15 protein-coding genes are annotated in these 13,234 nt (G+C 58.1%); 7 read left to right on the forward strand and 8 right to left on the reverse strand.

From position 1 onward, the window contains the following. Window positions 1-56: 56 nt before the first annotated feature. On the reverse strand, window positions 57-2,360 hold the full coding sequence (locus tag PVE98_RS09315) for an FdhF/YdeP family oxidoreductase (RefSeq protein WP_096073245.1): 2,304 nt from the start codon (window positions 2,358-2,360) through the stop codon (window positions 57-59). A 250-nt stretch (window positions 2,361-2,610) separates the two neighbouring features. Between PVE98_RS09315 and PVE98_RS09320 the strand changes: the two genes are divergently transcribed. Next, complete coding sequence (locus PVE98_RS09320) at window positions 2,611-4,197, forward strand: PTS transporter subunit EIIC (protein WP_096073244.1); 1,587 nt, start codon at window positions 2,611-2,613, stop codon at window positions 4,195-4,197. Between the two features lie 49 nt (window positions 4,198-4,246). Continuing rightward, window positions 4,247-4,456: a hypothetical protein gene (locus tag PVE98_RS09325; protein WP_033746856.1), complete on the forward strand. Its 210-nt coding sequence runs from the start codon at window positions 4,247-4,249 to the stop codon at window positions 4,454-4,456. Window positions 4,457-4,512: 56 nt separating this feature from the next. On the opposite strand, the gene PVE98_RS09330 is transcribed toward PVE98_RS09325, so the two are convergent. Next, complete coding sequence (locus PVE98_RS09330) at window positions 4,513-4,725, reverse strand: hypothetical protein (protein ID WP_033746860.1); 213 nt, start codon at window positions 4,723-4,725, stop codon at window positions 4,513-4,515. Window positions 4,726-5,009: 284 nt separating this feature from the next. Here PVE98_RS09330 and PVE98_RS09335 point away from each other — a divergent pair, with 284 nt between their 5' ends. The 3 genes from PVE98_RS09335 to PVE98_RS09345 all read left to right on the forward strand — a co-directional run bounded on the left by PVE98_RS09335 (window position 5,010) and on the right by PVE98_RS09345 (window position 6,572). Next, on the forward strand, window positions 5,010-5,222 hold the full coding sequence (locus PVE98_RS09335; protein WP_033746862.1) for a cold shock domain-containing protein: 213 nt from the start codon (window positions 5,010-5,012) through the stop codon (window positions 5,220-5,222). A 17-nt stretch (window positions 5,223-5,239) separates the two neighbouring features. After that, on the forward strand, window positions 5,240-5,383 hold the full coding sequence (locus PVE98_RS09340; protein WP_227741483.1) for a hypothetical protein: 144 nt from the start codon (window positions 5,240-5,242) through the stop codon (window positions 5,381-5,383). Window positions 5,384-5,654: 271 nt separating this feature from the next. Beyond that, window positions 5,655-6,572, forward strand: coding sequence for a LysR family transcriptional regulator (locus PVE98_RS09345; RefSeq protein ID WP_096073243.1), 918 nt, complete (start codon window positions 5,655-5,657; stop codon window positions 6,570-6,572). Here the strand turns inward: PVE98_RS09345 and PVE98_RS09350 are convergent. The 5 genes from PVE98_RS09350 to sapC all read right to left on the reverse strand — a co-directional run bounded on the left by PVE98_RS09350 (window position 6,548) and on the right by sapC (window position 11,467). Beyond that, entirely contained in the window at window positions 6,548-7,675 is a 1,128-nt protein-coding gene (locus PVE98_RS09350; protein ID WP_407568585.1) for a CMD domain-containing protein, read from the reverse strand. The genes PVE98_RS09345 and PVE98_RS09350 overlap by 25 nt on opposite strands. A 195-nt stretch (window positions 7,676-7,870) precedes the next feature. Further along, entirely contained in the window at window positions 7,871-8,659 is a 789-nt protein-coding gene (gene fabI, locus PVE98_RS09355; protein WP_033746867.1) for an enoyl-ACP reductase FabI, read from the reverse strand. A gap of 118 nt (window positions 8,660-8,777) precedes the next feature. Continuing rightward, a complete protein-coding gene (gene sapF, locus PVE98_RS09360; protein ID WP_033746870.1) occupies window positions 8,778-9,581 on the reverse strand; it encodes a putrescine export ABC transporter ATP-binding protein SapF in 804 nt (267 codons plus the stop codon). After that, entirely contained in the window at window positions 9,582-10,577 is a 996-nt protein-coding gene (gene sapD / locus PVE98_RS09365) for a putrescine export ABC transporter ATP-binding protein SapD (protein ID WP_033746872.1), read from the reverse strand. It lies immediately after the preceding gene. Then, the gene (gene sapC, locus PVE98_RS09370; protein WP_033746874.1) at window positions 10,577-11,467 is read right to left on the reverse strand and encodes a putrescine export ABC transporter permease SapC; all 891 of its coding nucleotides are present in this window, start codon (window positions 11,465-11,467) and stop codon (window positions 10,577-10,579) included. The genes sapD and sapC overlap by 1 nt, the downstream gene beginning before the upstream one ends. Before the next feature lie 397 nt (window positions 11,468-11,864). Here sapC and PVE98_RS09375 point away from each other — a divergent pair, with 397 nt between their 5' ends. Together PVE98_RS09375 and PVE98_RS09380 are read left to right on the forward strand one after the other, a co-directional pair. Beyond that, window positions 11,865-12,074, forward strand: a complete 210-nt coding sequence (locus PVE98_RS09375) for a DUF1471 domain-containing protein (protein WP_048786208.1) — start codon at window positions 11,865-11,867, stop codon at window positions 12,072-12,074. 103 nt (window positions 12,075-12,177) lie between these two features. Further along, entirely contained in the window at window positions 12,178-12,582 is a 405-nt protein-coding gene (locus PVE98_RS09380; RefSeq protein WP_096073241.1) for a cupin domain-containing protein, read from the forward strand. Between the two features lie 368 nt (window positions 12,583-12,950). On the opposite strand, the gene PVE98_RS09385 is transcribed toward PVE98_RS09380, so the two are convergent. Further along, on the reverse strand, window positions 12,951-13,154 hold the full coding sequence (locus PVE98_RS09385; protein WP_127908379.1) for a hypothetical protein: 204 nt from the start codon (window positions 13,152-13,154) through the stop codon (window positions 12,951-12,953). Between the last annotated feature and the right edge of the window lie 80 nt (window positions 13,155-13,234).

Raw genomic sequence — 13,234 nt, forward strand, 5'->3', positions numbered from 1 at the left:
GCAAAAGAGGGTAAAAAAGCCGGATTAACCGGCTTTTTACTAAGGAAACTCTGCGCTTACGCGATGCGCTGAGTCGGCAGAGAAACCGACAGTTCCAGCTTCACCGGAACCGATTTAGAGGTCGGCGTGCCGCTGATGTCGCCGAAGCTGTTCAGCGGAACCAGCGGGTTGGTTTCCGGATAATAAGCCGCGAGGTTGCCGCGCGGAATATTGTAGGGCACCAGTTTAAAACCGCTGACGCGACGCGAGATATTGTCGTTCCACAGGGTTTCGATATCCACCAGCTGACCTTCGGTAAAGCCGAGCGCCTGCATATCTTCCGGGTTGATAAACACCACTTCGCGCTGGCCGTAAACGCCGCGATAACGGTCGTCGAGGCCGTAGATCGTGGTGTTGTACTGGTCATGCGAACGCAGGGTCTGCAGCGTGAAAGGCACTTCCGCCACGTCCAGCGGGAAGAGCGAGGCGGGCAGCGCCGCGCTGCTGAACTCCGCTTTCTGCGTCGGGGTGTTGAAGCGCAGATCCGCCGCCGCGTTGCCGAGGTAGAAGCCGCCCGGCTGGTCGCACTTCTCGTTAAAGTCGGCGAAGCCCGGAATGGTAGCGGCGATATGGTCGCGGATCAGGTTATAATCGGCGGCCAGCTTCAGCCACTGCACCTTCTCGTCGCCCAGCACCGCGTGAGCGATGCCCGCTACGATAGCGGTTTCCGAGCGCTGCGTTTCCGCCAGCGGAATGCCGATGCCTTCAGAGGCGTGCACCATGCTGAAGGAATCTTCTACGGTGATGAACTGGTTGCCGGTCGCCTGGGTGTCGCGCTCGGTGCGGCCCAGCGTCGGCAGGATCAGGCTCTCTGCGCCCGGCACCAGGTGGCTGCGGTTGAGCTTGGTGCTGATATGCACCGTCAGGCCGCAGCGCTGCAGCGCCTCTTCGGTGCGCGGGGAGTCGGGCGCCGCCGCGGCGAGGTTGCCGCCCAGCGCGATCAGCACTTTGATCTCGTCGCGCAGCATGGCGTTCAGCGCTTCAACGGTGTTATGGCCGTGCTCGCGCGGCGGCTCGAAGCCGAAGTGGCTGCCGAGCGCGTCGAGGAACGCTTTGCTCGGCTTCTCGTCGATGCCCATGGTGCGGTTGCCCTGCACGTTGCTGTGGCCGCGCACCGGGCAGAGGCCTGCGCCTTTCTTGCCGAGCTGGCCGAACAGCAGCTGCAGGTTCACGATTTCGCGTACCGTGTCCACCGAGTGTTTGTGCTGGGTGATGCCCATCGCCCAGGTGACGATAACGCGATCGGCGCTCTGGTAGATGGCCGCGGCCTCGCGGATCTGCGCTTCGCTCAGGCCGGACTGCTGCACGATCTGCATCCAGTCGGTATTGTCGACCGCGTCGAAATAGGCTTCGACGCCGTGCGTAGTGGCGTTGATAAAGGTTTCGTCGAACAGGCCTTTCTCACCGGCCGCTACGCGCGCGCGATGGGTCTCGAGCAGCGCTTTCACCATGCCGCGCACCGCCGCCATATCGCCGCCGAGATTCGGCTGGTAATAGGCGGAGCTGATGGTGCCCGCTTTAGAGGTGACCACCTCCAGCGGCTTCTGCGGATCGGCGAAGCGCTCAAGGCCGCGCTCGCGCAGGGTATTGAAGGTGACGATCTTCGCGCCGTGATCGGCGGCGTGGCGCAGGCTGTGCAGCATACGCGGGTGGTTGGTGCCCGGGTTCTGGCCGAAAACGAAGATCGCGTCGGCATGGTCGAAATCGTCGAGGCGAATGGTGCCTTTGCCGACGCCGATACTGCGCTTCAGACCGGCGCCGCTCGCTTCGTGGCACATATTGGAGCAGTCCGGGAAGTTATTGGTGCCCGCCAGGCGGCCGAACAGCTGATAGAGCCAGGAGGCTTCGTTGCTGGCGCGGCCCGAGGTGTAGAGCTCCATCTGGTTCGGGTTGTCCATCGCCTTAATATGCTGCGCGATCAGCGCGAAGGCGTTGTCCCAGCTTACCGGCTCATAGTGATCGGTTTCGGCGTTATAACGCATCGGGTGGGTCAGGCGGCCCTGATACTCCAGGAAGTAGTCGCTCTGCGCATAGAGTTTGGTGACGCTGTGCTGGGCGAAGAAGTCGGTGTCGACCACGCGACGCGTCGCTTCCCAGGTCACCGCTTTAGCGCCGTTTTCACAAAAACTAAAGGTGCTTTTGTTATCGTCGCCCCAGGCGCAGCCCGGGCAGTCGAAGCCGCGCGCTTTGTTCATGCGCATCAGGTTGCGCATATTTTTCAGCGCAGCTTTGCTGTCTAAAACGAAACGGGTAGTAGCTTCCAGCGATCCCCAGCCGCCCGCAGCGGCGCGGTAGGGCTTAATTTTACGTTTGAATTTCATGGTGAGTGCAGGCTTATGTTTTTTGTAGGAAGTTTGTTATCAGGATATATCCTGACGGTGAGGGAAGTGTGCGACTGCAATCATAAGTTGTCTAATTGATTGACTTAATGGTGCGATAGCCGCTGTTTATCGTGCCAGATACAAAATTGTGATGCTGTTCAAATTTTACTCTCTGGCAACCTGTTGATAACGGGAGTTACTGGCGCATCGGGTCAATACTTGCTCCTTCATCTCTTAGAGGGCGCACTCCATGAAACAGCTCACCAGCCAGATACATGCGTTTGGCAAAGCGTTGATGATGCCAATCTCGGTGATTGCGGCGGCGGGGATCTTCCTCGGCCTCGCGGCCGCGATGCAGAACCCGGCGATTACCGGCGACGCCTTTGCTCAGATGCAGGTGCCGCAGCTGATTATCGGTTTCATCCGCAAAGTGGCGGGCGCGCTCTTCGCCAACCTGCCGGTTTTCTTCGCCGTGGCGAGCGCCATCGGCCTGGCGAAGGCGGAAAAGCCGACGGCGGCCTTTGCCGCGGTAATCGGCTACATCACCATGAATGTTGGCATCAGCGCCACGCTGGCGGCAAAGGGGCTGACGGCGGCGACCACCACGCCAGCCGCGCTGCAGCAGGCGGGTATGGATCAGACCACGGCGATGATGACCTCGGCGGAATATATCCAGATGCTGGGCATCTTCACCTATAACATGAGCGTGCTGGGCGGCGTGATTGCCGGGCTGCTGACGGTGCTGCTGCACAATCGCTTCTATACCCAGCAGCTGCCGACCGCCATCAGCTTTTTCGGCGGGCGCCGCTTTGTGCCAATCGTCACCGTGGTGGTGCTGCCGCTGGTGGGCGTGCTGCTGGCGCTGATCTGGCCGACGCTGGGCGAGGGCATCGCCTGGGTAGGCGAGATGATCGGCAAAAGCGGACAGTACGGCGCGTTTCTGCTCGGTACGGCCGAGCGCATTTTGATCCCCACCGGGCTGCACCACATCCTTAATGAAACCGTGCGCTTTACCCCGATTGGCGGCATCGCCATCGTTGACGGCCAAACGCTGGTGGGCGCGCTCAATATCTTCAACGCGTCGCTGACCCATCCCGGCTCGGTGCCTGACGACGCGCTGCGCAACGCGACCCAGTTTCTCGCTCAGGGCAAAATTCCGGTGATGATGTTCGGCCTGCCGGCCGCCGCGCTGGCTATCTATCACACCGCGCGTCCTGAACATAAGCAGCGGGTCAAGGCGCTGATGATGGCGGGCGCGCTGACCTCTTTCACCACCGGCATCACCGAGCCGCTGGAGTTCTGCTTTATTTTCGTCTCGCCGGTGCTCTATCTGCTGCACGCGCTGCTGACCGGTCTCTCTTTTATGCTGATGTCGATGCTGCACCTGATGATCGGCAATGTGCAGGGCGGCGTGATCGATCTGGTGGTGTTCGGCATTCTCGGCGGCAGCAAAACGCACTGGTGGTGGACGCTGGCGCTCGGCGTGGTCTATGCGCCGCTCTACTACTATGCATTCCGCTTTATTATCACCCGCATGGGCGTCGAGACGCCGGGACGCGAATCAGAAGATGAAAAGCCGCAGCAGGTGGCGGCGGACGAGCGCACAAAGGTGATTATCAGCGGCCTGGGCGGGCAGGCGAACATTGAGGATGTCGACTGCTGCTTTACCCGTCTGCGCGTCAGGGTGAAAGATATGAAAGAGGTGGTGGATCAAACGCTGCTCACCACCGGCGCCAACGGCATCAACCGCGTCAGCGAGCACGATATTCAGGTTATCTATGGTCCGCAGGTAGAGAAGATTGCCAACGAAGTTAAAAGCGCGCTCGGCGTGGCCTGAAGGATTTACGTCTACACTTAACAGACTGGAAGCGAACGAGGAGACGGAAATGTTTAAACATAAAACCAACGAAGAACGTAAGCAGGAAGGGGATGTCAGCAAGAGCGCGCCTGAAAGCACGCCGCATGTTCACAACGCCTATGAGGAGGACGATCATCCGGCGACCGATGCGCCTGCTGAACACGGCGAGATTCCGCGTACCCGTGACGATCATAATGATGACACGAAAGATCCGTACGAGGATCGTGAAAAGAAATAGCGCCACGACGCATTCCCACCTTGCTGAATCGGTAGGTGAAGGTGGGAATCACGCCATCATGACTGAAGGGTGAACTGCCAGGAGCCGATCGCTTTGCGTTCAAGCACCATAATCTTTTCTTTGCCGTCGATGACCACGAAATATTGCTCCTTGACCTTCAGGCGCTTAGGAAAATGTTCATTACCGTCATAACGCACCGTGACTTTATTGCCAAAAATCTCCACGTCTGCGCTGACATCGAACTGCGGAAGATAAATTTTATTTTTCATCTCTTTCTCCTTCTTATATTTAATTCATATTCTTAGCCGCGCTCAGCACGTCGCAAAGAGTGTAACAGCAAAATTCTTTTTTACTTGCTTGCAATGGCTGTCAATGCATGCGTAAATGAACGTCTGGTCTGATAAGCAGACAACCACATCCTCTGTTTCTGTCGTTTCTCTCATTTATGTTAGTGCCGCGCTTAAGCCTCTCTTTTTGAGTTTTATCTCAATCTTACCGATGTGCCTCTGTAATTCAGCTATCCTTACTGACAGGCACAAAGTAAAGAGATCTTATCTCTAATAACATGCCCGGCACGGTTAAAGGGTTTAACGCAGAAAAAGGCTTCGGCTTTATTTCGCCTGATGAGAGCGGCAAGGATGCGTTCGTGCACTTTTCTGCTATCCAGGGCAATGACTTCCGTACTCTCGACGAGGGGCAGAAGGTAGCATTCACTGTGCAGGATGGTCCTAAAGGTCCATCGGCTGCCAACGTCACAGGACACTAAAAATTACTTCAGTCATTATGTCTCTTCGCTGCCCGCAATGTCAGGGCTCGCAATACCGCCGCTCCGTTTTTGACATTAACGTCAAAAACCCGCTTGGCGCAAAATGTATTTTTTGTAAATCGGCCATGATTAAAATAAATCCGCAACCGATCGCTGCCTGATTTTCTTTTTGTTCATCCGAATTACCTTACTTATTCAAGGCCGCCATTAGGCGGCCTTTTCACGTTTTTAACTGAACGACTTGCTCAGCGATTAAAAAACGGGCTGGCTAGTGGGCGGTAAGAATAATCCTGGTCAACAGCATTGACATCATCAGCAAGGTACCCGAAGATCTTCTTCAGGATGAGTCACTTTTTAAGTGGGTACAGGGAAAGGTGCAACAAAATATTCCTCCACAAAGTTATGCTTTTATGTCATTGACAGGTAAAGAAAATAGACATTAAACAATTAATTTACCTCTGTAATCTCGAACGTGAACGCCATTTTGGCCGCGCGGCCGAAGCCAGCTTCGTTAGCCAGCCGACGCTCTCTATGCGCCTGAAAAACCTCGAACGCGAACTCGGCCTGTCGCTGATTAACCGCAGCAATAATTTCGTCGGCTTTACGCCGGAAGGGGATCGGGTGCTGGCATGGGCGCGGGAGATCGTGTCGGTCTATCAGGGGCTGAAGCTGGAGGTCGAGTCGCTTAAGCACGGCGTCAACGGCACGCTGCGCATCGGCGTGATGCCGCAGTGCAGCGTGGCGCTGCCGGCGCTGCTGAAAAGGGTGCAGAGCCGCTATCCTCAGCTTAACTACCGCATCGCCGCGCTAAGCGCCGATCAGCTGCTGGAGGCGCTTAACAGTCATACCGTCGACGTCGGCATCGGCTTTTTCGAGCTGGCGACGCTGCGCGAACTGCATTTTCAGACGGCGTTTCTGCCCGAGCGCGGCGTTGAAGCGATATTCGAGCCGCAGCAGTTTCCCGATCTGGTGGGCGACGAACCGCTCTCGCTCGCCGAGCTCGCCGCCTTGCCGCTCTGCCTCTCCGAGCCGACGCGCTATTTTCGCCGCTATCTCGATATGGCCTTCCGCGAGTCGGGGCTGACGCCGCAGGTAATGGTGGAGAGCGCCGCGATTCTCGAACTGGTGCAGAGCGCACAGGTGGGGTTGGGGGTATTGGTGTCGCCTGTCGGTCATCTGCTGCCGTCTATGCTCCAGGGCATGGCGCAGCGGCCGATTGCCATTACCCATATGGCGCGCCAGGCGGCGCTGGTGATTGCCGAACCGGGTCGCGCCTCGCCGCTGTCGCAACACTTCTTCGACGAGGCGCGCAGCCACCTTGAAGGCTACGCCGCTTCGCCCATGGCGTAAAACAGCCGGCTGTTCCAGTTGCCGATCGCCACCGCCTGAATCAGGGCGAATAGCGCGTCCGGCTGCCAGCCTTCGGTGACCAGCGGCTGCAGATGCGCCGCGCTGAAGCGCTCAGGCGAGCGGGTCAGCTGCGCCGCCAGCGCCACGACGCGGCCCTGCGTCGTTGTCTGACCGGCGGCGTCATCCACCGACTCCAGCAGCGCCTCGCGCACCTCATCCGGGAAAAACTGAAATGCCCAGCGGCTGCCGAGCGCGCGCGCGCAGGTCGCCTCCGCCAGCGGGGTAAACGCAGTCGGATTGATGCGCTGGCGCAGCGTTTGCCAGCCGTAGAGCGCGGCGGCGTCGTGGGCCAGCAGCCAGACCGCATCGGCGAGATCGGGACGCGGCTCGCAGAAAGTAACGGCGGCCAGCTGCTCGGCGCTGGCGTAGCGCAGCTCCAGCGGCTTCACGCCCGGTTTCCAGAATGGCTTTTCCGTAAATCCGTCGCGATCGGCATCGGGCGGCGGCGTCACGCCCGGCAGCCAGCGCACCGGCAGCGCCAGCAGCGCCTGTAAACCGGCCGCCACGCGCGCCTGATAGCTGACGAAGCCGACGATCTGATTCAGCGTAACGATATCCGGCTCGGTCAGGCCCACGGCGTCGAGCGCCCTGAGCGCTGCGGCGTTGATCAGCTCCGGCTGCATCGCCAGCTGGCGCGCATACTGCGTCAGCTGAGTCAGGCGATTATTGCTTTCACGCGACGAGTCGGGGCCGGGCAGCGGATTAAGGCGCGCCGAATAGTGATTGCACAGCCGCTGCACGCCCGCGACCTGCGCCACGGTCAGCGCGGTGCTGAGGCGATCGTAGAGGGTAAGGGTATGGGTCAGCGTCGCCGCGACGCGATCGGGAAACAGCAGCTGGCAGAGATCACGGGAGGCCAGCAGCATCGGCTGGCTGGCCTGCAACAGCGGCTGAAGCGCGCTCGCCTCCTGCTGCAGGCCGAGCAGGAAACGATCGTTAATCAGGGCTGCTTCGGGAACCAGCGGCTCAGCCTGAATGGCGTGCGGGCTGGTCTGGCTCTCGTAAAACCAGTGGTTATGGCCAGGATAGCGGCGTTGTTCCATGGTTATTCCTTTTGCAAATAACTGGCACGTCGCGCATGGCGTGAATCCGAAACCGTGACGCGCGCCCGGGGGCTGGCTTATCGTCGCTTAACGGCGGGGAAGGGCAAAAGACCGATCGGTGATAATTAATAGCGCGAAGCTATAAGGCGGGGAAAGTGAGCAAAAAAAAGGGCGAGCCAGGCTCGCCCTCAGAACTTATTTCAGTTCCAGTTCGTTCATCGCGGCGATGCTGAAGCCGCCGTCAACGTGAACGATCTCGCCGGTGATGCCGCCGGCCAGGTCAGAACAGAGGAACGCCGCCGAGTTGCCGACGTCTTCGATGGTGACGGTGCGGCGAATCGGGGTAACCGCTTCGCAGTGCGCCAGCATCTTACGGAAATCCTTGATGCCTGACGCCGCCAGGGTACGGATCGGACCGGCGGAAACGGCGTTCACGCGCACCCCTTCCGGACCCATCGCGTTCGCCATGTAGCGCACGTTGGCTTCCAGCGACGCTTTCGCCAGACCCATCACGTTGTAGTTCGGGATCGCGCGCTCTGCGCCCAGGTAGGAGAGCGTCAGCAGAGCGGAGTTGGGGTTCAGCATCTCGCGGCACTCTTTCGCCATCGCCACAAAGCTGTAGGCGCTGATGTCGTGAGCAATTTTAAAGCCTTCGCGGGTAACGGCGTTCACATAGTCGCCATCCAGCTGGTCGCCCGGGGCGAAGCCGATGGAGTGAACGAAACCGTCAAATTTCGGCCAGGTTTTTGCCAGTTCAGTAAACAGCGATTTGATGCTCTCGTCTTCGGCCACATCGCACGGCAGCACAATGTCTGAACCCAGATCTTTAGCAAACTCTTCCACACGACCTTTCAGTTTGTCGTTCTGGTAGGTGAAAGCCAGTTCTGCGCCCTGCTTGTGCATCGCCTGCGCAATTCCGTAGGCAATAGAGAGTTTACTGGCAACGCCAGTAATCAGAATGCGCTTACCGGAAAGAAAACCCATAGCTGTAATCCTTATGGTCATAGTTGTTGGCGGTCGCATTGGTTAAAAAACAGGCGACCGCGTTAATCGACGTGCGGATTCTAGCACGTCTCAGGCAAATGGGGTAAACCAACCTGAATCAGGCCTCGCGGCGCCAGGCTTCCGCCGTCAGCGCTTCGCCGAAGTGGCTCGAAATCAGCCGTTTAGTCAGATCGTGCAGCGGTGAAGCCAGCACGTCGGCGGTGCCGCCGCGCTCCACCACTTCTCCCTGATGCATCACCAGCACCTGATCGCTGATGTGCTTCATCATGCCGAGATGCTGCGTCACATAAATATAGGTGATGCCGTGCTGCTCCTGTAGCTCCAGCATCAGGTTAACCAGCTGGGAGCGCATCGTCATATCGAGGGAGGCGAGGGCTTCGTCGGCGATAATCACTTTCGGCTGCAGGATCAGCGCGCGCGCCAGGCCGAGGCGCTGCTTCTGACCCGGCGCCAGCATATGGGGATAGTAGCCGGCGTGGTCGCGCAGCAAGCCCACCTGGCGCAGCGTGGCGATAATGCGCTTCTCGCGCGCCTCCGGCGCCAGATCGCTGTTGAGGCGCAGCGGCAGGTCGAGGATCTGGCTGACGCGCTGACGCGGGTTGAGCGAAGTAGAGGGATCCTGAAAAATCATGCGGATGCGTTGGCTGCGGTAGCCATAGTCGCCGAATTCAAGCGGATGATCGTTAATCAGGATTTCGCCGCTGCTCGGCGCCACCATGCCGCTCAGCATTTTCGCCAGCGTCGATTTGCCTGAGCCGTTCTCGCCGATGATCGCCAGCGTCTGCTTCTCGCGCAGAATAAAACTCACCGACTTCACCGCCTCGACGTGCTGGCGGCGAAACAGCCCGGTGCGATAGCGGAAGGTTTTGCTCAGATTGCGCACTTCAAGCAGCGTCTCCATCTACTGCTCCTCCATATTCAGCGGAAAGTGGCAGGCGAAAAGGTGCGTTTTGCTGCCGCTCAGGCGCGGCGTTTCCACGCATTTGCGCTGCGCGTAGGGGCAGCGTGGGCCAAGCCGACAGCCGATCGGCAGGCTTTCCAGCGAGGGGATCGCGCCGGAGAGCGTGTTCAGGCGGCTTTTGTGCGGCAGCGCGCGACCGAAATCGGGCATCGCGCGGATCAGCGCCTGCGTATAAGGATGGTGCGGTGTAACGATCAGATCGTCGCTGCCCGCGGTTTCGACGGTCTGCCCGCAGTACATTACGTTAATGCGGTCCGCCCACTGGCTCATGGTGCGCAGATCGTGGCTAATCAGCAGAATAGTGGTGTTGTTGTTCTGGTTGAGACGGCTCAACAGGCGAAAAATCTGCGCCTGGGTGGTCGGCTCCATGGCGTTGGTGGGTTCGTCGGCGATCAGCAGGCGCGGCTGGTTGGCCAGCGCGATGGCGATCATCACCTTCTGGCACTCGCCTTCGGTCAGCTCGTAAGGAAAGCTGCGCATGATATCTTTATGATCTTTGATGCCAACGCGGTGCAGCAGCTCGATGGCGCGGGTTTTGCGCCAGAACCAGAAGCGTCCCATCCACGCACCTTTATAGGTCCAGCGCGGAATCGCCTGCATCAGCTGGCGGCCGATACGCTCCGAAGGATCGAGACAGGACTGCGGCTCCTGAAAAATCATCGAGACGTTGTGACCGACGATGCGGCGACGCTCGCGCGGCGACAGGCGCAGCAGGTCGATATCGTCGAATACCATACGATCGGCAGTGACGCGCCAGTTATCCTTGGTCACGCCGCAGATCGCCTTCGCCACCAGGCTTTTGCCCGAGCCCGATTCGCCCACTAACCCACGAACTTCGCCTTCCATCAGCGTCAGGTTGATGCGGTCCACCGCCTTAACGGGACCGTCGGCGGTCATAAATTCAATGGTCAGATTACGAATATCGAGTAACGGCATTATTCCACTCCCGCCTCTACAGCGCGGCGGATACCGTCGCCCAGCAGGTTAACGATTAATACGCTGATCATCAGCGCCGCGCCCGGCAGCATCACCGTCCAGGGGGCGACGTAAACCAGCTCCAGCGAATCGCCAAGCATCGCGCCCCATTCAGGCGAGGGCAGCTGCGCGCCGAGATCGAGAAAGCCGAGCGCGGCGATATCCAGAATCGCCAGCGACAGCGAGCGCGTCACTTCGCTGATCAGCATCGGCAGCACGTTGGGCAAAATCGCATGGCGCAGGATATCAACGTTGCTGGCGCCGTCGAGGCGCGCCGCCACCACATACTCTTTTTCCAGCTCGTCGTGCACCGCGCTATAGGTGGCGCGCACCAGACGCGGCAACAGCGCCAGCCAGATCGCCAGCAGCGCGTGCTCGAGGCGCGGGCCGAGAAAGGCCACCACGATAATCGCCAGCAGCAGCGTGGGGATCGACAGCAGGGTATCCAGCACGTGATTCATAACGGCCGAGCGCAAACCGTGCGTAATGCCCGCCAGCACGCCAAGCGCCAGCCCGCACAGCGTGGCGAACAGCGTGACCAGAATGGCTGAACCCACGGTCGGCGCCACGCCGCTCAGCAGGCGGCTTAACACGTCGCGTCCTAAATCGTCGGTGCCGAGGAAAAAGGAGACGTCGCCGTAGCGCGACCAGGAGGGCGGCAGCAGCTGATAGCCGAGAAACTGCTGATCGATGCCGTAGGGCGCCAGCAGCCCGCCGAACAGGCAGAGAAACAGCAGGGCGCCAAAGCCGTACAGCCCGATCATGGCGGTGGTGTTGCGATAAAAATGGTGCCAGCTGCGGCGAAATGCGCCGGGCAGCCGTTTTTCGGCATAGACGTTATCGTAGGGCATGCGCAATCGCCTGAAGGGGAATCAGCGTGGTTCGCAGCGCTTTACATTTTTCACTCATATCAATGCGTTGCCTAAATTTTCAGCGTTAGGGCGTCGGGCTGCGGCGTCGCCGCGACAGCATGACGAAGTCTGTAGGGATTATCCGTCGATAACCCGCCTACAGGCAAGGAAAGGGCGGCAGCAATTTCGTGTCGGGCTTATGAAAGGTCACAATTTGCGCCGTTAAGCGGGGCATTGCCCGTCGGGCAGGCAGGCTAAAGAGAGACAGAAAAGTCTTTCAATATTTTTGTCGTTTAAAAGCAAATATGTCAGCTTTTAAACCATCGTCCGCAGGCGCATGATAGCTACATCGAGGCAGAACGCCTCACCAACTGAAATCAAATTTAAGGAATTGACCATGAAAACCATCAAAACTTTCGTTGTAGTTGCTGCGCTCTCTTTCGTATCATTCGGCAGCTTCGCTCAGAGCATTACCGCCTCAGCCGCCACGCTCGATGCAGCGGAAGCGCAAATCGCCGCGCAGGCGCATCAGGCTGGCGCAGCATACAAAATTACCGGGGCTCGCTTTGATAACGGTGCCTACGTTTCCGCTGAACTGATCAAATAACGCTGTCGCAATACCTGTTTCAGAGGCCGCTTAGCGCGGCCTTTGGCGTTTCTGGCGCGTCCTGTCCGCTACACTCTATTGAGATTAACGAACAGGAGAGACCATGACGGAGAAAAAAACCAACTCAGATCAGCGCCCGGCAGAGATCGCGCATCAGCAGCTGTTACAGAGCGGCAGCGCCTGGAATGGGCAGCCCTATGAGGCTTATCCAACGGGCAAACCGCAAATATCGGTGATGCGCATGTCGTTACCCGCCCACAGCGAACTCCCCTGGCATACCCATCCCATGCCTAATACCGCCTATGTTCTCTCAGGGCGCCTGACCATCGAAGACAAGCACAGCGGCGAACGATTTCACGCAGGCGCAGGAGAGGCGCTGAACGAAACGATCGACAGCGCGCACCGTGGCTACACCACCGACGAGCCGACCGAGTTGGTGATTTTCTATGCTGGCGTCGAAGGGCAGGAACTTTCTCAACCGCTGCCGGGCGAGGAAGCGGAATTTTAGGCCTAAAGTCAGCCTGGCCGGTAGCGCAGCGAGGGCAATATATCGCAATGCGCTGCCGGCAACGGCGGCAACAATAGTTTTATCTTAAACAAAAGATAAACCACTGCTGTTATTCGGTGGTGACTGGGCGCATATAAGCGCGTTATTTTAGGTGCGCGTCTGTTACAGAAATTTACTCACAGCATAAACTTGCGCCTGATTTTTCATGCACGGAAATAAAGTTGAGCGGCTCGCCAACCATTTTTGCCTTGCCTTTTTATTTAGCAGGCTGGCCTTTTTTAACAGGTCTGAAAGAAATTATTTTCAAGAGGGGCGTGATGCTAAAGCGGAAGTAAAAAAGATCTCGTTATGAATGCAATAAATGTAGTTTATTGATTTTGTTGTATTTTAGATTGGTATGGGCGCGAATAATTAGGCCTGTAATAATAAATTTCAATAGATTTATTCACCTTTTTAAAGCCATGCGGTTTATCTCGATGAAGGTCGATATAAGCCTGTGTCGCATCGACCGCGTTAAGATAATAAAAACCTGCTGCGGTTGCACTATTTATGGCGCCCCTCTTTGCTGCCATTATATTTTCTCCCGCGCCAGATGAAAAAAAGCGCCAGCCTGATTAAGGCTGTCTTAAGGTTTCGCCAGCATTATTTTCTC

It is taken from the genome of Pantoea sp. GABEPS69, assembly GCF_045780835.1.
GTDB lineage: Bacteria > Pseudomonadota > Gammaproteobacteria > Enterobacterales > Enterobacteriaceae > Pantoea > Pantoea septica.